The sequence below is a fragment of the Aeromonas sp. S41-2 genome, from assembly GCF_027705845.1.
GTDB lineage: Bacteria > Pseudomonadota > Gammaproteobacteria > Enterobacterales > Aeromonadaceae > Aeromonas > Aeromonas hydrophila.
Genome location: NZ_JAPDCG010000003.1, coordinates 221,027 through 241,247 on the forward strand (window position 1 = coordinate 221,027; position 20,221 = coordinate 241,247).

The 20,221-nt window shown below is 62.0% G+C and carries 20 protein-coding genes; 12 read left to right on the forward strand and 8 right to left on the reverse strand.

The window, feature by feature from the left end; translation table 11 throughout:
• The first annotated feature begins 103 nt into the window (after positions 1-103).
• Positions 104-676 (forward strand): glucose-6-phosphate isomerase, encoded by a 573-nt coding sequence (locus OKC44_RS09000; protein ID WP_270812359.1) that lies wholly within the window; start codon positions 104-106, stop codon positions 674-676.
• A 21-nt stretch (positions 677-697) separates the two neighbouring features.
• Here the strand turns inward: OKC44_RS09000 and OKC44_RS09005 are convergent, their stop codons facing one another.
• A complete protein-coding gene (locus OKC44_RS09005) occupies positions 698-1,705 on the reverse strand; it encodes a LacI family DNA-binding transcriptional regulator (RefSeq protein WP_270812361.1) in 1,008 nt (335 codons plus the stop codon).
• Positions 1,706-1,917: 212 nt separating this feature from the next.
• Between OKC44_RS09005 and OKC44_RS09010 the strand changes: the two genes are divergently transcribed.
• The 7 genes from OKC44_RS09010 (at position 1,918) to OKC44_RS09040 (ending at position 7,443) form a co-directional block, all read left to right on the forward strand.
• Entirely contained in the window at positions 1,918-2,724 is an 807-nt protein-coding gene (locus OKC44_RS09010) for a hypothetical protein (protein WP_270812363.1), read from the forward strand.
• Between the two features lie 18 nt (positions 2,725-2,742).
• Positions 2,743-3,684 carry a class I mannose-6-phosphate isomerase gene (locus OKC44_RS09015; protein ID WP_270812365.1) on the forward strand — a complete coding sequence of 314 codons (942 nt, stop codon included), beginning with the start codon at positions 2,743-2,745 and terminating at the stop codon, positions 3,682-3,684.
• 5 nt (positions 3,685-3,689) lie between these two features.
• Positions 3,690-4,121: a PTS sugar transporter subunit IIA gene (locus OKC44_RS09020; protein WP_270812369.1), complete on the forward strand. Its 432-nt coding sequence runs from the start codon at positions 3,690-3,692 to the stop codon at positions 4,119-4,121.
• Between the two features lie 9 nt (positions 4,122-4,130).
• Positions 4,131-4,625: a PTS system mannose/fructose/N-acetylgalactosamine-transporter subunit IIB gene (locus OKC44_RS09025; RefSeq protein ID WP_024945264.1), complete on the forward strand. Its 495-nt coding sequence runs from the start codon at positions 4,131-4,133 to the stop codon at positions 4,623-4,625.
• 12 nt (positions 4,626-4,637) lie between these two features.
• Positions 4,638-5,441: a PTS mannose/fructose/sorbose/N-acetylgalactosamine transporter subunit IIC gene (locus OKC44_RS09030; RefSeq protein ID WP_139387907.1), complete on the forward strand. Its 804-nt coding sequence runs from the start codon at positions 4,638-4,640 to the stop codon at positions 5,439-5,441.
• Positions 5,441-6,193 (forward strand): PTS system mannose/fructose/sorbose family transporter subunit IID, encoded by a 753-nt coding sequence (locus OKC44_RS09035; protein WP_270812374.1) that lies wholly within the window; start codon positions 5,441-5,443, stop codon positions 6,191-6,193. Before OKC44_RS09030 ends, OKC44_RS09035 begins: the two co-directional genes overlap by 1 nt.
• Positions 6,194-6,285: 92 nt before the next feature.
• Positions 6,286-7,443: an AGE family epimerase/isomerase gene (locus OKC44_RS09040; RefSeq protein WP_270812375.1), complete on the forward strand. Its 1,158-nt coding sequence runs from the start codon at positions 6,286-6,288 to the stop codon at positions 7,441-7,443.
• 35 nt (positions 7,444-7,478) lie between these two features.
• Here OKC44_RS09040 and OKC44_RS09045 read toward each other — a convergent pair whose 3' ends face one another.
• On the reverse strand, positions 7,479-7,730 hold the full coding sequence (locus OKC44_RS09045) for a DUF1289 domain-containing protein (RefSeq protein ID WP_024945260.1): 252 nt from the start codon (positions 7,728-7,730) through the stop codon (positions 7,479-7,481).
• Between the two features lie 150 nt (positions 7,731-7,880).
• Between OKC44_RS09045 and mltA the strand changes: the two genes are divergently transcribed.
• Positions 7,881-9,032 carry a murein transglycosylase A gene (gene mltA / locus OKC44_RS09050; RefSeq protein WP_011706178.1) on the forward strand — a complete coding sequence of 384 codons (1,152 nt, stop codon included), beginning with the start codon at positions 7,881-7,883 and terminating at the stop codon, positions 9,030-9,032.
• Positions 9,033-9,150: 118 nt separating this feature from the next.
• Here mltA and yfaE read toward each other — a convergent pair whose 3' ends face one another.
• From yfaE to ubiG, 5 genes are all read right to left on the reverse strand, one after another.
• Positions 9,151-9,471, reverse strand: a complete 321-nt coding sequence (yfaE, locus tag OKC44_RS09055; RefSeq protein WP_016350654.1) for a class I ribonucleotide reductase maintenance protein YfaE — start codon at positions 9,469-9,471, stop codon at positions 9,151-9,153.
• A complete protein-coding gene (nrdB, locus tag OKC44_RS09060; RefSeq protein ID WP_011706176.1) occupies positions 9,468-10,601 on the reverse strand; it encodes a class Ia ribonucleoside-diphosphate reductase subunit beta in 1,134 nt (377 codons plus the stop codon). The genes yfaE and nrdB overlap by 4 nt, the downstream gene beginning before the upstream one ends.
• Before the next feature lie 66 nt (positions 10,602-10,667).
• Positions 10,668-12,935: a class 1a ribonucleoside-diphosphate reductase subunit alpha gene (nrdA, locus tag OKC44_RS09065; RefSeq protein WP_016350655.1), complete on the reverse strand. Its 2,268-nt coding sequence runs from the start codon at positions 12,933-12,935 to the stop codon at positions 10,668-10,670.
• A 578-nt stretch (positions 12,936-13,513) separates the two neighbouring features.
• Positions 13,514-14,200, reverse strand: a complete 687-nt coding sequence (locus OKC44_RS09070) for an HAD family hydrolase (RefSeq protein WP_270812377.1) — start codon at positions 14,198-14,200, stop codon at positions 13,514-13,516.
• Positions 14,200-14,916, reverse strand: a complete 717-nt coding sequence (gene ubiG / locus OKC44_RS09075) for a bifunctional 2-polyprenyl-6-hydroxyphenol methylase/3-demethylubiquinol 3-O-methyltransferase UbiG (protein WP_270812379.1) — start codon at positions 14,914-14,916, stop codon at positions 14,200-14,202. Before ubiG ends, OKC44_RS09070 begins: the two co-directional genes overlap by 1 nt.
• A 201-nt stretch (positions 14,917-15,117) precedes the next feature.
• Between ubiG and gyrA the strand changes: the two genes are divergently transcribed.
• Positions 15,118-17,865, forward strand: coding sequence for a DNA topoisomerase (ATP-hydrolyzing) subunit A (gene gyrA / locus OKC44_RS09080; protein ID WP_270812381.1), 2,748 nt, complete (start codon positions 15,118-15,120; stop codon positions 17,863-17,865).
• 336 nt (positions 17,866-18,201) lie between these two features.
• A complete protein-coding gene (locus OKC44_RS09085) occupies positions 18,202-18,372 on the forward strand; it encodes a hypothetical protein (RefSeq protein WP_017410128.1) in 171 nt (56 codons plus the stop codon).
• Positions 18,373-18,402: 30 nt separating this feature from the next.
• Here OKC44_RS09085 and OKC44_RS09090 read toward each other — a convergent pair whose 3' ends face one another.
• Entirely contained in the window at positions 18,403-19,458 is a 1,056-nt protein-coding gene (locus tag OKC44_RS09090) for a PA0069 family radical SAM protein (protein ID WP_270812383.1), read from the reverse strand.
• Positions 19,459-19,632: 174 nt separating this feature from the next.
• Between OKC44_RS09090 and OKC44_RS09095 the strand changes: the two genes are divergently transcribed.
• A complete protein-coding gene (locus tag OKC44_RS09095; RefSeq protein WP_026080375.1) occupies positions 19,633-20,220 on the forward strand; it encodes a tetratricopeptide repeat protein in 588 nt (195 codons plus the stop codon).
• The last annotated feature ends 1 nt before the right edge of the window (position 20,221 follow it).

The window sequence follows — 20,221 nt, forward strand, 5'->3', positions numbered from 1 at the left end:
ACGAGGAAAGGGCAATCTGGTTTGTGGTTAATGGATTAACCCTCTAGCGTGGGACCCCGAAGGGCGCCGACGCGCCTGTCGATAACCCGATCCCCAGGAGCAGATGATGATCCCCATGATCCCCCCCATTCTTGACTTTGCGACCGGTAGACTCGCTGGCGCCGAGCTGGTGGAAAAGAGCACCACCCTGGCTGACCTGCAGGGCCTCTTTGTTGACCCGCATGCCGAGGCGGCGCTCCCGTCAGAGACACGGCTCTATCGGGTTGCCATGTTGCCCGGCCATGGCGGCGAGGGGGATCTCAATATGGGGGTCACCTATCTGGAGGCGGGCCGGGTTGGCCAGGAGTTCTTCATGACCCGCGGTCATCTCCATGCACGCGCCGAGCAGGCGGAATACTACTTCGGGTTGTGCGGGCAGGGGGTGTTGCTGCTTCAGGATATGGCCGGTGTCTGCCGGCTGGAGCAGGTCTTTGCCGGCAGCGTTCACCATATCCCTGGCCATGTGGCCCATCGACTCATCAACACCGGCGAGACGCAGCTCTCGGCGCTGGCGGTCTGGCCCGCCGTCGCCGGTCACGATTACGGTGCGTTGGGAACACGCGGCTTTGGCCTGCGGGTGCTGGCCGGGGAGGATGGCACGCCCCGCATTGTCACTTCTGCGGGGCAAGCCACTTGAAACAGCGTGTGCGGCGGCCCGCTAGGGGCTGCCGCAGGATTGGCGCACCACCAGGGTGGGGGGCAGTATGATGCTCTTGGCGGGTTCGTCGTTGCCGGCCATCCGCTCGAGCAGCAGTTCGCCGGCTTTTCGGCCGATCTCCCGCGACGCCACCGAGACGGTGGTGAGGGGCGGGTCTACCAGCGCCGTCTCCGGCAGATCGTCAAAGCCCACCAGTGCAAAGTTCTGACCGATGACCCGCCCCAGCTTGCGCAGCGCCAGAATGGCGCCGAGCGCCACCACGTCCTGATAGCAGACCGCCGCCGTCACCTCGGGATGCTGTTCCAGCAGCGCCGTGATGGCGCGGGTGCCTTCCACCCGGCTGGCGCCGCAGCCGATGATCCACTCCGGCCTGGGAGAGATGCCGTGTTCGAGCAACTTGCTCATGTAGCCGCCGAGGCGCTGGGAGCGACTGATGGAGGCGGGGTTGCCCCCGACAAAGGCGATGTGGCGGTGGCCCAGCTTCAGCAGGTGTTCGGTCGCCAGCTGGCAGCCCAGGAAGTTGTCGGTGCCGACGAAGTCGATCGCCACGTCCGGCACCGGCCGCACGATCAGAATGGTGGGCATGCGGCGGCGCTGCAGGCTCTCGAAGAAGCTGCGGGGAGTGGTCTGGGTGGCGCAGATCACCATGCCGGCGGCGTTGTTGCGCTGCAGCGAGTCGGTGAACTGCTGCTGCCGGGTGGCCGACTCCTCGCTGTTGGCCAGAAACAGCATCAGATCGTGATGCTCCATCTCCCGGCTGAGGCCCGCCGTCATCTCCGCATAGAAGGGGTTGGTGATGTCGTGCAGCAACAGACCGACCTGGTTGCTGCTCTTGTTGCGCAGGTTGGCGGCGGTCTGGTTGTAGACATAGCCGAGCTCGTCGATGGCCCTGAGTACCCGCTGGCGGGTGTGCTCGGAGATGCGCCCCTTGTTGCGCAGGGTCATGGAGACGGTGGCAGTCGACACCCCCAGATGGCGGGCGATGTCGGCAACGGTCACATTGCTCATGGGATGGATCCTGTCAGGGAGTAGGCCTCAAAGGTATATCGATTAACCTTTGGCTGTTAACTTGCCATGATGAAATTGCCGTCATGATCACATATTTCGCCCATTTTGGCGATCAAATACACCATTTTATGAGGTTAATCTTGTTTATCAGGTTGTGGTTAACAGGTTAATCGATTTATCTCTCTCCCAGGTGTCAACGAGAGAGCAAGCCAATGATTCATTCGAGTTACGTCTCCAACTACGACAAATTCCCGGAAGTGGTGGTCGCCGGCCATGAGGGCGCCGCCTGCGCCGGCTGGCACGAGATAGCCCGGCGACTGCAGGCCGCGGCAGACGGGCAAGGTGGGGCAAGGGTGGTGCTGGTGATCGACTGCTATCACGGCGTGGATCAGGACGAGCTGCGTAGCCAGCTGCTGGCGAAGCTTGGGCCCCACACGCTCATCGAGGTGGAGCAGGCCCGCCTGCCCGAATCAAAAGTGCTGGCGATGCTGGAGCGCTTCATCACCGACGACCGGGTCTTTGGTGTGCTGGCCCCCCACAAGATGGTGGAGTTTTTTGACCCGGTCGCCTTGGCGCGCCTGCAACAGCAGGTCGCAGAGATAACCCGTGGCCTGGTGGTAGTGATGGGCAGTGGCGCTTCGCTGGTGGTGCAAGGGGATGTGCGGGTCTATGCCGATCTGGCCCGCTGGGAGATCCAGCAGCGACTGCGGCGCAAGGAGCTGGGCAACTGGGGGGCCGGCAACGAGGAGGAGGACATACTGCGCCGCTACAAGCGTGCCTTCTTCATCGAGTGGCGGGTGTTTGACCGCCATAAACTGGCCCAGCTGCCCACCATCGATTTCCTGCTCGATACCAACACCCGAGGCAAGCCGACCCTGGTGACGGGGCAGGCGCTGCTGGCGGGGTTGCATCAGGCGGCGCGCCAGCCGTTTCGGGTGGTGCCCTTCTTCGACCCCGGGGTCTGGGGCGGGCAGTGGATGAAGCAGGTGTGTGATCTGGACCCGGCCCAACCCAACTAGGCCTGGTGCTTTGATTGCGTGCCCGAGGAGAACAGCCTCTACCTGCGCTTTGGCGAGGTGAGGGTGGAGATCCCGTCGCAAAACCTGGTGCTGTGCCAGCCTAGCGCGCTGCTTGGGGAGCGGGTACATGCCCGCTTTGGCGCCGAGTTCCCGATCCGGTTCGATTTTCTCGACACGGTGGGGGGGCAGCCGCTCAGCCTGCTGGTGCACCCGCTGACCGAATACATCCAGCAGGAGTTCGGCATGCACTACACCCAGGACGAGAGCTACTACCTGCTCGATGCCAAGCCGGGCTCTTGCGTCTACCTCGGCACCCGCACCGATATCGACCCGCAGGCGATGCTGGCGGATCTGGCCGCCGCCCAGCGCGGCGAGAAGCCCTTCGATGACGAGCGCTTCATCAACCGCTTCCCGGCCCGTAAACACGATCACTTCCTGATCCCGGCCGGGACCGTCCACTGCTCGGGGGAGGGGGCCATGGTGCTCGAGATCAGCGCCACCCCCTACATCTTCACCTTCAAGCTATGGGACTGGGGCCGGGTCGGGCTCGACGGCATCCCGCGCCCCATCCACCTGGCGCACGGCAGCAAGGTGATCCAGTGGGAGCGCGATACCGACTGGACCCGTGAACATCTGGTCAATCGCATCGAGCTCATCGCCGAGGGGCCGGGCTGGCGTGAGGAGCGCACCGGGCTGCACGAGCGGGAATTCATCGAGACCCGTCGCCACTGGTTCAGCGTGCCGGTGGAGCACGACACCGACGGTACCGTGCAGGTACTCAATCTGATTGAGGGGCGGGAAGCAACGGTGGAGAGTCCCGACCATGCGTTCGCGCCGTTTGTGGTGCACTACGCCGAGACCTTCATCGTACCGGCATCGGTAGGGCGCTATCGCATCCGCCCGAGCGGCGAGAGTGAAGGGGCAACCATCGCCACCATCAAGGCCTATGTGAGGGGGTAACCAAGATGCTGAGGATCCTTATCGCAACCCATGGTTCATTGGCGCCGGCCCTGCTGGCCAGCGCCAGCATGGTTTACGGCAAACTGCCGGCGGTGGCGACCGTCTCCCTCACCGAAGAGGGGGGGATCGAGGCCTTTCGTAGCGAGTTTGAACAAACCCTGCGCTGCCATGGCGCGGGGGCTGACGGGGTGCTGGTGCTGTGCGACATGGAGTGCGGCACCCCCTACAACGTGGCGTGCCGCTGCGCGTTTGACCCCGAATGGCCACAGCCGCTGGCGGTGGTGACCGGGGTCAACTTCCCCATGCTGCTGATGAGCGCCGAGCTGCTGGATGCCGTGGATGTGCACGAGGCGGCCCGCCAGTTGCTGGTTCAGGCGCTGGAATCCATGGTGATCGCGGCCCCGGCGGTTGCGCACCAGCAAGACGACAACTTCTAGGAGAGCGAGATGGCCATTTCATTTGTACGCATTGACGATCGGGTGATCCACGGTCAGCTGGTGACACGCTGGGCCAGGGAGCTGCCTTGCGACGGCATCGTCGCGATCGATGACGAGGTGGCGGCCGATCCGCTGCTCTCCCAGGTGATGATCGGTGCCGTACCGGACACCCGGGTATGGCTGTTCGACGTGGCGACGGCGATTGCCAAGCTGCCCAAGGTGATCGCCAGCGACAAGCGCTACTTCGTGATCGGCAAGTCGCCGGTCACCCTGCAGCGGCTCTGCACCGCCGGCATCTCCCTTGAGAACCACAACGGCAAGATCAACGTCGGGCCCATGAGTGCCCGCGAGCAGACCACCACCATAGGCCCCAACCAGTCGGTCACGGCGCAGGAGATCGCCGCCTTCGACTACCTGGCTGGACTTGGCCACGACATTGACTTTCGGCTGGTGCCGGATGCCAGCCACTACAGCTGGGCGGATGCCCAGAAAAAGCTGAAATAGGGAGCAGACATCATGTTTCTGGAAGCAACACTCATCGGGATACTCTGTTATCTCGGTGCCCTCAGCAGCCCCTGGCTGCTGGGATTGACCGGGGGCTGGTACACCATCACCCGTCCGCTGGTCTCGGGCATGCTGGTGGGGGCCATCCTCGGTGATATCCAGACCGGGATCCTCATCGGGGTGGCGGTGCAGGCGGTCTATATCGCCATGGTGACGCCGGGTGGTTCCATGCCGGCGGATCTCAACTTCGTCGCCTTTCCGGCCATTGCGCTGGGCATCCTGTCGGGCAAGGAGCCGTCGGTGGCGGTGGCCATTGCCGCCACCATCGGCATCGCCGGCACCATCCTCTTCAACTTCATGATGGTGCTCAACTCCTACTGGAACCACAGGGCCGACGTGGCGCTGGAGCAGGGGGATGAGCAGGGGGTCTACCTCAACAGCGCCATCTTCCCGCAGGCCAGCAACTTCGTGCTGCGCTTCGTGCCCACCTTCATCGCCGTCTATTTTGGCAACCAGTACATCGAAGGCTTCATGAACAGCCTGCCGGAGCTGGTGATCCGCACCATGACGGTGGTGGGGGGAATCTTGCCGGCGGTCGGCATCGCCATCCTGCTCAAGCAGATCATCAAGCAGAGCAGCATGCTGATCTACTTCCTGGTGGGGTTTGTCGGCATCGTCTTTCTCAAGCTCAACATGGTGGGGCTGGTGATGATCGGCGCCCTGCTTGCGCTCATCCACTACAACTACAAGCCGGAGCCGCGCCCTGCACCGGCTACCCGCGCTGCCACCCAAACCGACGATGAGGATGAATTCTGATGGACGCAAAGCCGCAAGCGGGTCAGCCGGTGAACAAGGCGCCGGTGGCCCTCACTCCCAAGGATCTGCGTGCCTGCTGGCGCGCCTGGATGATGTACAACCTCTCCTCCATGAGCTTCGAGCGGCTCGAATCCTTCGGCTTCTGCCTTGGCATGATGCCGGCGCTGAAAAAACTCTATCCCGGCAAGGCGGAGCGGACGGAGGCGATGAAACGCCACGCCTCCTTCTACAACACCGAGCCTCAGCTTGGCGCCATCATCAACGGGTTGGCGGTGGGGCTGGAGGAGAAGCGGGCCAACGGCGAGCGGATCGATGGCGAGACCATCAACACCCTGAAAGTGGGGTTGATGGGGCCCATCGCCGGGATCGGGGATTCCATGATCCCGGGCATGCTGGTGCCCATTCTGCTCAGCATCGGCATGGCGCTGGCCGCTGGCGGCAGCGTGCTGGGGCCGCTCTTTTACATCATCAGCTTCAACGCCATCGTCATCACCGGCTCCTACATGCTGTTCATGAAGGGCTACCGGATGGGAACCGGCTCGGTGGAGGCACTGGTGAGCTCGGAGTCGGTCAAGCTGCGCGAGGCGCTCTCCCTGCTCGGGGTCTTCGTGATGGGCGGGGTGGCGGCCAGTTACGTCAATCTCTCCACCGGGCTCGATTTCGTCACCTCCGACGGGGTCAACATCCAGTTGCAGGCCATGCTGGGGCTGCTGGTCGTGGCCTTTGTCGGGGTCGCCGTCGGGCTGTTCTAGGCCGTTCAAGGGGTGAGGTGAGTACAGACAGGGGAGAGCAGGGCTCTCCCTTTTTATGGGCTGGGTGATGGGTTGGCTGGAGAGGTGATGAGATGCATGACGAGATAAGAGAGGCCGCGCAGCGCTGCCGACGCTGGCTGGTGGAGGAGGCGCTGCCTCACTGGGGGGCAAGCGGCTTTGATTGGGAACGGGGGCTGTTTGCCGAGGGGCTGGATGGCGCAGGCGCGCCGCTCTGGCAGCCCATTCGTTTTCGGGTGCAGAGCCGCCAGATCTATGTGTTCAGCCACGCCGCCCTGCTCGGCTGGTATGTGGGGGGCGAGCTGGCAGAGTGCTGCACCAGGTTCGGCATGAGGCGCTTTGCTGATGGTACCGGCAACCAGCAGTTTTCCCTCAATGCAGATGGCTCGCCTGCTGACACTTCGGTGTGCTGCTACGAATACGCCTTTGCCCTGCTGGCCGAGTGCTGGCTCTACCGCTTGAGCGGCGAGCCGCGCTGGCAGCAGCAGGCCGAGTCGCGCTATCAGGCCATCGAACTGCTGTTTGCCGATCCCCTGTATGGCGGGTTTCACTCCCGCTTTCCAGCAAGCGCGCTGCGTAGTCAAAATCCCCATATGCATCTGTTCGAAGCGCTGCTGGTGGCGGCGGAGTGCTTTGATGAGCCGCGCTGGCAAGGGCGCACCCATCGGCTCTATCAGCTGTTTCGCCAGCGTTTTCTGGAGCCCGCTTTGCTGCGGGAGTTCTTCGATGAGCGGCTTCTCCCGACCCATCCCGATTCGCACCTGATCGACCCGGGCCATCACTACGAGTGGTGCTGGCTGCTGGCCCGCTATCGGGCATTGGCGCAAGGGGGGGAGTGTGGGCCGAGTGAGCGCGAGATAGACGAGGGGATCGCCATCCTGACCCGCTTTGCCGGCGCTCACGGCCACGGGCCGACCGGACTGGTGCTGGATGAGCTCAGTGATGACGGGCGGCCCCATCGGACGACCAGCCGGCTCTGGTGTCAGACCGAGCAGCTCAAGGCGCTGTTGGCAGCCTACGAGCGGCGAGGGGAGGCTGAGACAGCCCGCCGGATTGGCGCAGTGGTGGGACGGATCTTTGACTATTACCTGATGCCGGCGCTGCCGGGTCAGTGGATAGATCAGGTGGATGTGACGGGGGCGCCGTTGGCCGGCCATGCACCGGCCAGCACCTTCTATCACCTGTTCGTGGCGTTCAGCGAGCTGGTGCGGGTGGCGCAAAGGGAGGGGTAAAGAGGGATAAAAGAAGGATAAAAGAAGGGCTGGGTTTAAAAATCCCAGCCAGGTTGCTCCGGCTGCTCGGGTTGGGCTCCCTCCAGCGCTTTGCGGCGAGCGGCTTCCACCCGCGCCTTGCGACCCCGGCACAGGCGCATCACCTCTTGCTGCTGGGCATGGCTCATGGTGAGCCAGTTGAAACGCTCCTCGCGGCTGCGCAGGCACCCCTTGCAGTAGCCCTTGTTGTTCACTTCGCAGACCCCGATGCAGGGGCTCTGCAGCGGGAAGATTTCGAGCTGTTCCATCCATGGCCTCTCACACCCTGTTACCTTGTTATAACCCAGAAGATCCTCTTTGGAGAAATCCGCCGTCACAGGCCTGAAGGCGTTTGCTTTCCCCCTGCAAATTTGGCATCTTCCCCGCCGAACATAACCCTTGGTGTTATATGAGGACATATGAATAAACACGCTTACTGGCTGACCGCCGCAGTGCTGGGGTTGGCCGGTTGTGCGGGCAATTCTGAGCAAGCTCAGGTGCCCAAAAACAAACCCGATGCCAGATGTTTTCTCAACTGCGAGGTGCCGGAAAATCTGGGCAAGCAGTATCTGGACGGTCCCCTGCCTGATGATCTGGTGCGAGTGGAGCGGGTCAACAGCCGACAGCGCGCCGACTACAGCAAGTTCGGCCCCCAGAGCCGGCTGGTGCTGGAGCGCTCCGGCAAGATGACCCGCCGCTACGGCGAGCTTTACCATCAACTCTCCCGCTGGGTGGCCAATGGCGGCGATCCCGCTCAGATCACCCGTTACGGCATCAGCCTGGCCCAGCTGGGCGGCTCGGATCGGATGGGCAACGTGCTGTTCACCGGTTACTACTCGCCGGTGCTGGAGGTGCGTCACCGCCCGGATGCCAAGTACAAGTACCCCATCTATGCCATGCCCAAATGCGGCGGGCGCTGCCCGAGCCGGGCCCAGATCCATCAGGGGGCCCTGGCCAACCGCGGGCTGGAGCTGGGTTACAGCAAGTCCCTCATCGACAATTTTCTGATGGACGTGCAGGGCTCGGGCTTCGTTCACTATGGCGACGACGATCGGCTGCAATATCTGGGTTACAGCGGCAAGAACGGTCACGGTTACGTCAGCATCGGCCGGGTACTGATCGATCGTGGCGAAGTGCCCAAGGAGCAGATGTCCATGAAGGCCATCAAGGAGTGGGCCAACCGTCAGCCGGAAGAGAGCGTCAAGGAGCTGGTGGAGCAGAACCCCTCCTATGTCTTCTTCGAGCGTCGCCCCACCAACGACGTGATCGGGGCCGCCGGCATTCCGCTGCTGCCGATGGCGGCGGTGGCCGCCGACAAGACCCTGCTGCCGATGGGCACACCGATCCTGGCGGAAGTGCCGCTGCTGGACAAAGAGGGCAACTGGACCGGCAAGCACCAGCTGCGGCTGTTGATCGCGCTGGATGTGGGCGGTGCGGTGAAGAAGGGCCACCTCGATCTGTACCACGGCATGGGCGAGAAGGCCGGTGTCGCGGCCGGCCACTACAAGCACTTCGGCCGGGTCTGGAAGCTGGGCCTGCACCATGGGCCGACCGCCGCGCCCTGGCTGTAAGGCGCTGTGGGGGCGGGTGGCACATCAGCCGCCCGCTCACTAGGCATAGAGATGGATGTAAAAAGCCGCCGGAGCAATCCGGCGGCTTTTTGTTTGCTGACGCGAACCTGAGGGGGTCTCAGCGCTTCTTGATGTCCAGCCGGATGGCACCCACCGGTTTGCAGCAGCAGGGCAGGCACTCTCCCTGCGAGACAAAGGCGAGCGGCACGGCGGCATAGTGTACCTTGCCTGCCAGCAGGGGGGTGCGGCAGGCACCGCAATAGCCGCTGCGGCACTGGAACTCCACGTGATGACCGTGGCGCTCCAGAGTTTCCAGCACGCTCTCGCCGGGATGGGCGTGCAGTACGCCATCCTGGGTATGCACCCGTGGCGAGCCTGCGTCGCTCTGGGCGGGGGCCGCGTGCGGGGCAGGGGTCAGCGTGCCGGTGGCGTCACTCACAGCTCGAAATCACCCAGGTCTTCGGCATTCACTTCGCTGTCGATCTGACCCACCAGGTAGGAACTCACTTCCACTTCCTGCGGGGCGACCTGCACGTTGTCGGACGACAGCCAGGTGTTGATCCAGGGGATCGGGTTCTGCTTGGCCCCGGCAAAGGCTGGCTGCAGACCCACCGCATTCATGCGCAGGTTGGTGATGTACTCCACGTACTGGCAGAGGATGTCCTTGTTCAGGCCGATCATGGAGCCGTCCTGGAACAGGTACTCGGCCCACTCCTTCTCCTGAATGGCGGCTTCCTTGAACAGCTCGAAGCAGGCCTGCTCGCACTCGGCGGCAATCTCGGCCATCTCGGGGTCGTCCTGGCCGCTGCGCATCAGGTTCAGCATGTGCTGGGTTCCGGTCAGGTGCAGCGCTTCGTCACGGGCGATCATCTTGATGATCTTGGCGTTGCCCTCCATCAGCTCGCGCTCGGCGAAGGCGAAGGAGCAGGCGAAGCTGACGTAGAAGCGGATCGCTTCCAGCGCGTTGACGCTCATCAGGCACAGATAGAGTTTCTTTTTCAGCTCGCGCAAGGTGATGGTCACGTCACGACCGGCCACCCGGTGGGTGCCTTCACCGTGCAGGTTGTAGAGCGCGGTCGCCTCGATCAGATCGTCGTAGAAGTGGCTGATGGAGCCGGCGCGCTTCAGGATCTGCTCGTTGGTGACGATGTCGTCGAACACCTGGGCGGGGGTGTTGACGATGTTGCGGATGATGTGGGTGTAGGAGCGAGAGTGAATGGTCTCCGAGAAGGCCCAGGTCTCGATCCAGGTTTCCAGCTCCGGAATGGAGACCAGCGGCAGCAGCGCCACGTTGGGGCTGCGACCCTGGATGGAATCCAGCAGGGTCTGGTACTTCAGGTTGGAGATGAAGATGTGCTGCTCGTGGGGCGGCAGGGCCTGGAAGTCGATGCGGTCGTGGGAGACGTCCACCTCTTCCGGGCGCCAGAAGAAGGAGAGCTGCTTTTCGATCAGCCGTTCGAACACTTCGTGTTTTTGCTGGTCATAACGGGCCACGTTGACCGATTGGCCGAAAAACATCGGCTCCTTGAGCTGGTCGTTTTGGGTCTGGCAGAACGTTGAATAGGCCATGGTGATTTGAATGTCTTGAATAAGGGGAAACAGGAGGGCGGGAGCTTCATGCTCCCGCCCGGTTCATCAGATCTTGCAGGCGCCGCCGGCACAACCGTCATCTTGCAGATCGGTCTGGGCATCGTCCGCACCATCACGGGTGTTGTGATAGTAGAGGGTCTTGAGGCCGTATTTGTAGGCGGTCAGCAAGTCCTTCAGCAGCTGCTTCATCGGTACCTTGTTGCCTTCGAAACGGGCGGGATCATAGTTGGTGTTGGCGGAGATCGCCTGATCCACAAACTTCTGCATGATACCGACCAGCTGCAGGTAACCATCGACGCTCGGTTGCTTCCAGAGCAGTTCGTATTGATCCTTCAGGCGGTCATACTCGGGCACCACCTGCTTGAGGATGCCGTCCTTGGAGGCCTTGACCGACACCAGGCCGCGCGGCGGCTCGATGCCGTTGGTGGCGTTGGAGATCTGGCTGGAGGTCTCGCTCGGCATCAGGGCGGTCAGGGTGGAGTTGCGCAGACCCACGGTGCGGATCTCTTCGCGCAAGGCTTCCCAGTCCAGGTGCAGCGGCTCGTTGCACAGGTTGTCCAGATCCTTTTTATAGGTATCGATGGGCAGGATCCCCTGGGCATAGGTGGTCTCGTTGAATGCCGGGCAGGGGCCGAACTCGCGGGCCAGCTGCACGGAAGCTTTCAACAGGTAGTACTGGATCGCCTCGAAGGTGCGGTGGGTCAGCGCCAGACCGGAACCGTCGGAGTAGCGGGCACCGTTCTTCGCCAGGTAGTAGGCGTAGTTGATGACACCGATCCCCAGGGTACGGCGGTTCATGCTGCCCTTCATCGCGGCCTTGAGCGGATAGTCCTGATAGTCGAGCAGGGCATCCAGGGCGCGCACGGCGAGATCCGCCATCTCTTCCAGATCTTCCAGCTTCTCGATGGCACCCAGGTTGAAGGCGGACAGGGTGCAGAGCGCGATCTCGCCCTCTTCGTCATCCACGTTGTTGAGCGGCTTGGTGGGCAGCGCAATCTCGAGGCAGAGGTTGGACTGGCGCACCGGCGCCACGCTCGGATCGAACGGGCTGTGGGTGTTGCAGTGGTCCACGTTCTGGATGTAGATGCGACCGGTACCGGCGCGCTCTTGCATCATCAAGGAGAAGAGATCGACCGCCTTGAGGGTCTTCTTGCGAATGCTCGGATCCTGTTCGTACTTGACGTAGAGTGCTTCGAACTTGTCCTGATCCGCGAAGAAGGCATCGTACAGGCCAGGTGCATCGGACGGGGAGAACAGGGTGATGTCACCGCCCTTAATGAGGCGCTGATACATCAGCTTGTTGATCTGCACACCGTAGTCCATGTGACGAACCCGGTTCTCTTCCACGCCGCGGTTGTTCTTCAGTACCAGCAGGCTCTCCACTTCGGTGTGCCACAGCGGGTAGAACAGGGTGGCCGCTCCGCCGCGCACGCCGCCCTGGGAGCAGCACTTCACGGCAGTCTGGAAGTACTTGTAGAAGGGGATGCAACCGGTGTGGAACGCTTCGCCGCCACGGATCGGGCTGCCCAGACCACGGATGCGGCCGGCGTTGATGCCGATGCCGGCGCGCTGGGAGACATAACGCACGATGGCGCTGGCGGTGGCATTGATGGAATCCAGGCTGTCGTCGCACTCGATCAGCACGCAGGAGCTGAACTGACGGGTCGGGGTGCGCACGCCGCTCATGATCGGGGTCGGCAGCGAGATCTTGAAGGTCGAGACCGCATCATAGAAGCGCTTGATGTAGTCCAGACGGGTGTCTTTCGGATACTTGGAGAAGAGGCAGGCCGCTACCAGGATGTAGAGGAACTGCGGGCTCTCGTAAATTTCGCCGGTGACGCGGTTCTGGACCAGGTACTTGCCTTCCAGCTGCTTGACCGCCGCGTAGGAGAAGTCCATGTCGCGCCAGTGATCCAGGTGCTGGTTCAGCTCCTCGAATTCGGCCTGGCTGTAGTCTTCCAGCAGGTGCTTGTCGTACTTGCCCATGTCCACCAGCTTGGCGACGTGCTGATAGAGGTGGGGCGGCTCGAACTGGCCGTAAGCCTTCTTGCGCAGGTGGAAGATGGCCAGGCGGGCGGCCATGTACTGGTAGTCCGGGCTTTGCTCGGAGATCAGGTCAGCAGCGGCCTTGATGACGGTTTCGTGGATATCGGCGGTACGGATGCCGTCATAGAACTGGATGTGGGACTTGAGTTCCACCTGGGAGACCGACACGTTGTCGAGACCCTCGGCAGCCCAGTCGAGCACGCGGTGAATTTTATCCAGATCGATGGGTTCTTTGTGGCCGTTACGCTTCGTCACAAACAAGTTCATTGGCTGATGACCTTTAGTTGATTCCCGAAAAACCATCGCACGGCGTTCGCCTCCAGGCCTGTGAGAGGCGTGGGAGGTGGGGACCTATTGTGCGATGAATCACAAGATATAGTGTTATTTTGATTTCGAGCTACAAGATAGTGAGGTCGGCCCGGCTTTGCAATCTGTGGATAAGGGATTAGCTGTGGATAAATTGTGGGTGTTCCGCTCTGTGTTAGTGGACGCTCACAGCGAGTGGGTTTTCATCCGTCCGATCCGGTAAATGCAAGTCTGATGATCGAACATGGAAAATTTAAATAACTTTTTTTGCTTGCGAAAAGGGGGTGTTTTTACTAGCAAATTCAGCCTGATTATCCCTTGTGCAGCAAGGGTCAAAAGGTGTCCGATCTCGCCGCTTCCCTGCTTGTCAAACCGCCAAAACGGGGGATCGCCAGGGATCCCCCGTGGTGACTACCGAGGCACTGCCGCGATCAATCAACAGTGCTCATCTGGCCACCCTTTGGCGGCAAAGCTGCCTTTGTTATCCATCTCTGTTGTCTGCTTCCTGTACCAGAGGGACCCGGCACGGGCTGGCAATCTCAGCCCAGCTCGTAGCGCAGCCAGTGGTGCAGGGCCTGCACGGTGTCAAAATGCAGATCGGCGCCCCACTGGGCCGGATCCTCGTCGTCATTGAGATAACCCCAGCCGGCGACGGCGGTGCGCATGCCGGCGTTGCGGCCGGCCTCGATGTCGCGCACGTGATCCCCCACATAAAGGCAGTGGCTCGCCTCGATGCCAAGCTGGTCGCAGGCAAAGTACATGGGGGCGGGGTCGGGCTTGCGCACTGGCAGGGTGTCGGCGCTGACGGTCACGCCACAACTGGCGAGCTCGGGCAGGGCCGCCAGCAGCGGCTCGGTGAGAAAGCCCGGCTTGTTGGTGACGATGCCCCAGGGCAGCTGCTTCTCGTCGAGCCACTCGATGAGATCCACCATCCCCTCATAGGGGCGGGTGCCAACGCAGAGGTTGGCGGCATAGTAGTCGAGCAGGGCGGTGCGAAGGCGGGTGGCGCCCAGCTCTTCCAGCAGCTCATCACCAAGACCGGCCCTGAGCAGCCCGAGCGCCCCGTGGGAGGTGGTCTGACGGATGATGTCGTCAGAGAGGGGGGCAAAGCCTTCGCTTATCAGCACGTGATTGACGGCGGCCCCCAGATCGGGCGCGGTGTCGAGCAGGGTGCCGTCCAGATCGAACAGCACGCAGCCAAGGGGCGCAGCAGAGTGAGTCGTCATCAGCCTTGCTCCGGGCGCTCGAACGCCACCATGTAGTTGACGTCGACGTTGCGACCGAGCTTGAAGCTGTTGGAGAGCGGCGCGTAGTGCACCCCGCTCATGTCTCGTACCAGCAGGCCTGCTGCCTCACCCATGCGACACAGTTCGGCGGGGGTGATGAACTTCTTGTGGTCGTGGGTACCCTTGGGCACCATCTTCATCAGGTACTCGGCGCCGAGGATCATCATCAGATAGGCTTTCGGGTTGCGGTTGATGGTGGAGACGAACACCTTGCCGCCCGGGCGCACCAAGGTTGCGATGGCGCACAGCACGGAGGCGGGATCCGGCACGTGCTCCAGCATCTCCATGCAGGTGACCACGTCGTACTGGGCGGGGGCCTCATCGGCGTGGGCCTCGGCGGTGATCTGGCGATACTCGAGCTCCACTCCCGCCTCGAGGGCATGGAGACGGGCGACCCCGAGGGGCTCCTTGCCCATGTCGATGCCGGTGACCTTGGCACCCCGGCGGGCCATGCTCTCGGCGAGAATGCCGCCGCCGCAGCCGATGTCGAGGATGCGCTTGCCGAACAGGCCGCCGCTCTTGTCGGTGATCCAGTCAAGGCGCACCGGGTTTATCTGGTGCAGCGGCTTGAACTCTCCCTCCATGTCCCACCAGCGGGAGGCGATGGCTTCGAATTTGGCAATTTCTGTCAGATCGACATTGGCATCACTGTGCATTTTTTGATGATCCTGTGGCAAGGGCGCGCAGGCTGGGTGGGGCGCGCGCAATCTGTTGTCCTGGCGGGCATTATAACGGACGGACTTTGTCACACCAGCCCGACTTGTTACCGGATTTGTGGCTTAAGGTATTTGGCTCAGTGTGTTACCATGTCGCGCTGTTTAAGCCAAAGAACAACTAATTAGGGATTAAGGCTTTCTATGAGCGATCTGGCCAGAGAGATCACGCCGGTCAACATCGAAGAAGAGCTCAAGAGTTCCTATCTTGATTACGCCATGAGCGTGATCGTAGGACGAGCTCTGCCGGATGTGCGTGATGGCTTGAAACCGGTTCACCGCCGCGTTCTGTATGCAATGAACGAGCTGGGGAACGACTGGAACAAGCCCTATAAAAAATCGGCCCGTGTGGTCGGTGACGTAATCGGTAAATATCACCCGCACGGCGACATTGCCGTGTATGACACCATTGTTCGCATGGCGCAGGATTTCTCCATGCGTTACATGCTGGTCGATGGTCAGGGCAACTTCGGTTCGGTCGACGGCGACAGCGCCGCCGCCATGCGTTACACCGAAGTGCGGATGGCCCGCATCTCCCATGAGCTGCTGGCCGATCTGGACAAAGAGACCGTGGACTGGGTGCCGAACTATGACGGCACCGAGATGATCCCGGCTGTCATGCCCACCAAGGTTCCCAACCTGCTGGTCAACGGTTCCTCCGGTATTGCGGTGGGCATGGCGACCAACATTCCGCCTCACAACCTCACCGAGATAGTCAACGGCTGTCTGGCGTTGATCGAGAACGGCGACCTCACCATCGACGAGCTGATGACCTACATCACCGGCCCGGATTTCCCCACCGGTGGCATCATCAACGGTCGTTCCGGCATCGTGCAGGCGTACCGTACCGGTCGTGGCTCCGTCTATGTGCGTGCCAAGGCCGAAGTGGAGGTGGACGAGAAGACCAGTCGCGAGACCATCATCGTTCACGAGATCCCCTATCAGGTGAACAAGGCGCGGCTGATCGAGAAGATCGCCGAGCTGGTCAAAGAGAAGAAGATCGAGGGCATCAGTGCCCTGCGCGATGAGTCCGACAAGGACGGCATGCGCATCGTTATCGAGATCAAGCGCGGCGAGTCCGGCGAGATTGTGCTGAACAATCTCTACAAGCACACCCAGATGCAGACCACGTTCGGCATCAACATGGTGGCGCTCGATAACAACCAGCCCAAGGTGATGAACCTCAAAGAGATCCTGGATGCGTTCCTGCTGCACCGCCGTGAAGTGGTGACCCGCCGGACCGTGTTCGAACTGCGCAAGGCGCGGGATCGGGCTCATATCCTGGAAGGTCTGGCGGTGGCGCTGGCCAACATCGACCCCGTCATCGAGCTCATTCGCCACAGCGCGACCCCGGCCGATGCGAAAGCGGGCCTGGTTGCCCGTGGCTGGGAGCTCGGCAACGTGGCCTCCATGCTGGAGAAAGCCGGTGACGATGCGGCCCGCCCCGAGTGGCTGGAACCCGAGTTCGGCATCCGCGAAGGTCACTACTACCTGACCGAGCAGCAGGCCCAGGCCATCCTTGACCTGCGTCTGCACAAGCTGACCGGCCTCGAGCACGAGAAGATCCTGGAAGAGTACCAATCTCTGCTGGATCTCATCGCCGAGCTGCTGTTCATCCTGGCGAGCCCGGTGCGACTGATGGAAGTGATCCGTGACGAACTGCTGGCCGTGCACGAGCAGTACGGCGACGAGCGTCGTACCGAAATCAGCATGTCCAGTGCCGAGATCAACATCGAAGATCTGATCACCCCGGAAGACGTGGTCGTGACCTTGTCTCACCAGGGTTACGTGAAGTATCAGCCGCTCTCCGACTACGAGGCCCAGCGCCGCGGTGGTCGTGGCAAGTCGGCCACCCGGATCAAGGAAGAGGACTTTGTGGAGCGTCTGCTGGTGGCCAACACCCACGACACCATTCTGTGCTTCTCCACCCGTGGCAAGGTCTACTGGCTCAAGGTGTATCAACTGCCGGAGGCGTCCCGTGGCGCCCGCGGTCGTCCGATCATCAACCTGCTGCCGCTGGATGAGGGTGAGCGCATCACCGCCATCCTGCCGGTCAAGGAATATGACGCCGACAAGTATGTGTTCTTCGCCACCGCCAACGGTACCGTGAAGAAGACCAGCCTGTCCGACTTCAGCCGTCCGCTCTCCTCCGGCATCCGCGCCATCAACCTCAAAGAGGGTGATGAGCTGATCGGGGTGGACATCACCGATGGCAGCAACGAGATCATGCTGTTCTCCGATGCGGGCAAGGTTGTTCGCTTCGCGGAAGGCAGCGGTCGCGCTGATGCCGATGCCACTGACGAAGTCGAAACCGACGACGACGCCGGCAACGACGATGATGGCAGCGACAACGGCGAAGGCACCGAAAGCAAGGGCACCTTCAAGGGCGTACGTCCCATGGGTCGTACCGCTGCCGGTGTGCGCGGCATCAAGCTGGGTGCCGGTGACAAGGTGGTGTCCCTCATCGTGCCGCGTGGCGATGGGGCCATCCTCACCGCCACCGAGAACGGTTACGGCAAGCGTACCGCGCTGGACGAGTACCCGACCAAGAGCCGTGGTACCCAAGGCGTCATCTCCATCAAGGTGGATGAGCGCAACGGCAAGGTGATCGATGCGATCCAGGTCGAAGATACCGACCAGATCATGCTGATCACCAACGGCGGTACCCTGGTACGTACCCGGGTGTCCGAGGTGAGCGTCATCGGCCGCAACACCGGCGGTGTGCGACTGATCCGTACCGGTGAAGACGAGACCGTGGTCGGTCTGCAGCGGGTTGCCGAAAGCGACGAAGACGAAAACGAAGTGCTGGCCGTTGAAGGGGAGGTGTCTGAAGGCACCGATACCGCAGCGGACACCGGTGCTGTCGATGCAGGTGAAGCGGGCGACGAATAATCGCTCTCCTTTTTACCCGATACCAAAGAGCGGCCTCATGGCCGCTCTTTTCATTGGCTCGCTTGTTGCTGGCGTCCCCCGTTATCCTCCTTCCTTCTCTTCCTTCTCTTCCTTCTCTTCCTTCTCTTCCTTCTCTTCCTTTTTCCCCTGTCCAGTCTTGCCTGTCATGGCAGGAAGAACAGGCACTACCCGCTTGCCAGGGCTGCTCCCAAGGGAGCATGGCCTCGACACGGCTCCTTCATGTGAGTGTCATCGCTCTGTCATGGCGGCCAGCCATGCTGCTCCCGTTGGAGAGAAACCACCATAAACGCAGGTAACGCCTGCCAGGAGCATGTCATGACCAGCTGGGTAATGTGGGAGATCTGGTGGAGCCGGGTATGGGGCGAGGCAGAGATGGATGCCCGCGCAGGCGAACATGAACCTGAGGTGGCACATGAGCCAGCCCGTTTGCCCGCCGAGTTGATTGCCCGCAGCAGCAAGGCCAGTGCGTCGCGACCAAGGGGCTGAGGCTTTGCCCGTGGCGGGCTTGACGGGAGCCTAGAACAGCCGCAACTGCTCCCCTGGGCGGATGAAGGCATCCTGGCGCAGCTGAAAGTGGCGCTTGCCGAGCCCGAGCCGCTTGGCAATCAACCGAAAGCGTTGGGCCAGCAGATCGGCAAACTGGCCTTCTCCCCGCATCCGGCTGCCGAAGGCGGGACTGTTGAGGGCGCCGTCCCGGCTGGCCCGCAGCTGGTTGAGGATAGCCTCCTTCTGGCCGGGATAGTGCTCATCCAGCCAGTCACTGAACAGCGGTGCCAGCTCGTGGGGCAGTCGCAGCAGGATATAGTCGGCGCAATGGGCGCCGGCCTCGGCAGCGCCTTTGATGATCTGCTCGAGCTCGGGCTCGTTGAGGCGCGGGATCATGGGCGCCGCCAGCACACCGACCGGCACGCCGGCCCTGGCCAGTTTCTCCACCACCTTGAGCCGGCCGGCCCCGGTGCTGGCTCTTGGCTCCAGCTGTCGCCGCAACGTCTCATTCAAGGTGGTGACCGACACCATCACCTGGCAAAGCCCCTCCCGGGCCAGCTCCGTCAGCAGATCAAGGTCGCGCAATATCATGGCGCTCTTGGTGATGATCCCGACCGGATGGCGGTGGGCCAGCATCACCGTCAACAACTCGCGGGTGAGGCGATAGTGGTGCTCGATGGGTTGATAGGGGTCTGTATTGGCTCCCAGCACTATGGTCTGCGGCTGATAGGCGGGTCTGGCAAACTCTCGGCGCAGCAGCTCGGCGGCATTGAGCTTGGCGAACAAGCGGGTCTCGAAGTCGAGGCCGGGGGAGAGTTCGAGATAGGCATGGCTCGGTCTGGCGTAGCAATAGATGCAGCCGTGCTCGCAGCCCTGATAGGGATTGATGGAGCGGCTGAAAGGGACGTCGGAAGAGCTGTTGTAACTGATGATGCTGCGGGCGCTGATCTCCGTCACCTCGGTGCGGGGATCGCTGGCGGCAAATACCGCTTCCCACTCGGGTTGGGACCAGCCGTCGTCGACCGCATCGACCCGCTGGCCGCTGAAGCGGTGATCAACATTGTGGGAACTGCCTCGACCAGCCATCGCATTACACCAATACTGTTTATACATACAGTTATCATGCTGACCCCCATTGCCGAATGCAAGCCTTGCCGACTCAGCCCGCTATAAAAAGTATGTCAAAGGGATCTCTTGCTTGATCGCGGCGCTACATTTCGTTTACATAGACGAAATGCGAACTGGATCACGGAAATCATCATGGCACCCATCACCTCTCGCTGGCTCTTCATCGCTGTCATTGCGCTGGTTATCTGGCGTCTGATCCCGCTCTCCACCGAGCAGGAGCTGGCCTCGGCCAATCGCGCCTGGCGCACCGGTCACTTCGATGAGGCGACCCGGATCTGGTCGCCGCTGGCCGAGCAGGGCCAGCCACGGGCCCAGGCCCTGATGGGCTGGAGCCATGAAGTGGGGCAGGGGAGCGAGCAGGATATCAGCCGTGCCATCACGCTTTATCGTCAGGCGGCGCAGGCGGGGGATGCCTTCGGCCAATACCGGCTGGGGGAGGTCTACCTGCGGGGGGCCGGGGTGAAGCGGGATCTGCGCGAGGCGTTTCACTGGATGGAGCTGGCAGCCAAGAACGGCGATGTGCCCGCCATGTTGAAGGTGGGGGTGCTGCATCTGATGGGGGTCAGCGGGCGGGTCGATCTGCCCCGTGCCAAGGAGTGGCTCTATCAGGCGGCCAAGCAGGGCAACCAGCTGGCGCTCAAGGTACTGCAGGAGCTGGAACTGGCGCAGGAGGGGAGCTCCACGTTCGATTTCAACTGGCAGCCCCTGCTGGGGGAATAGC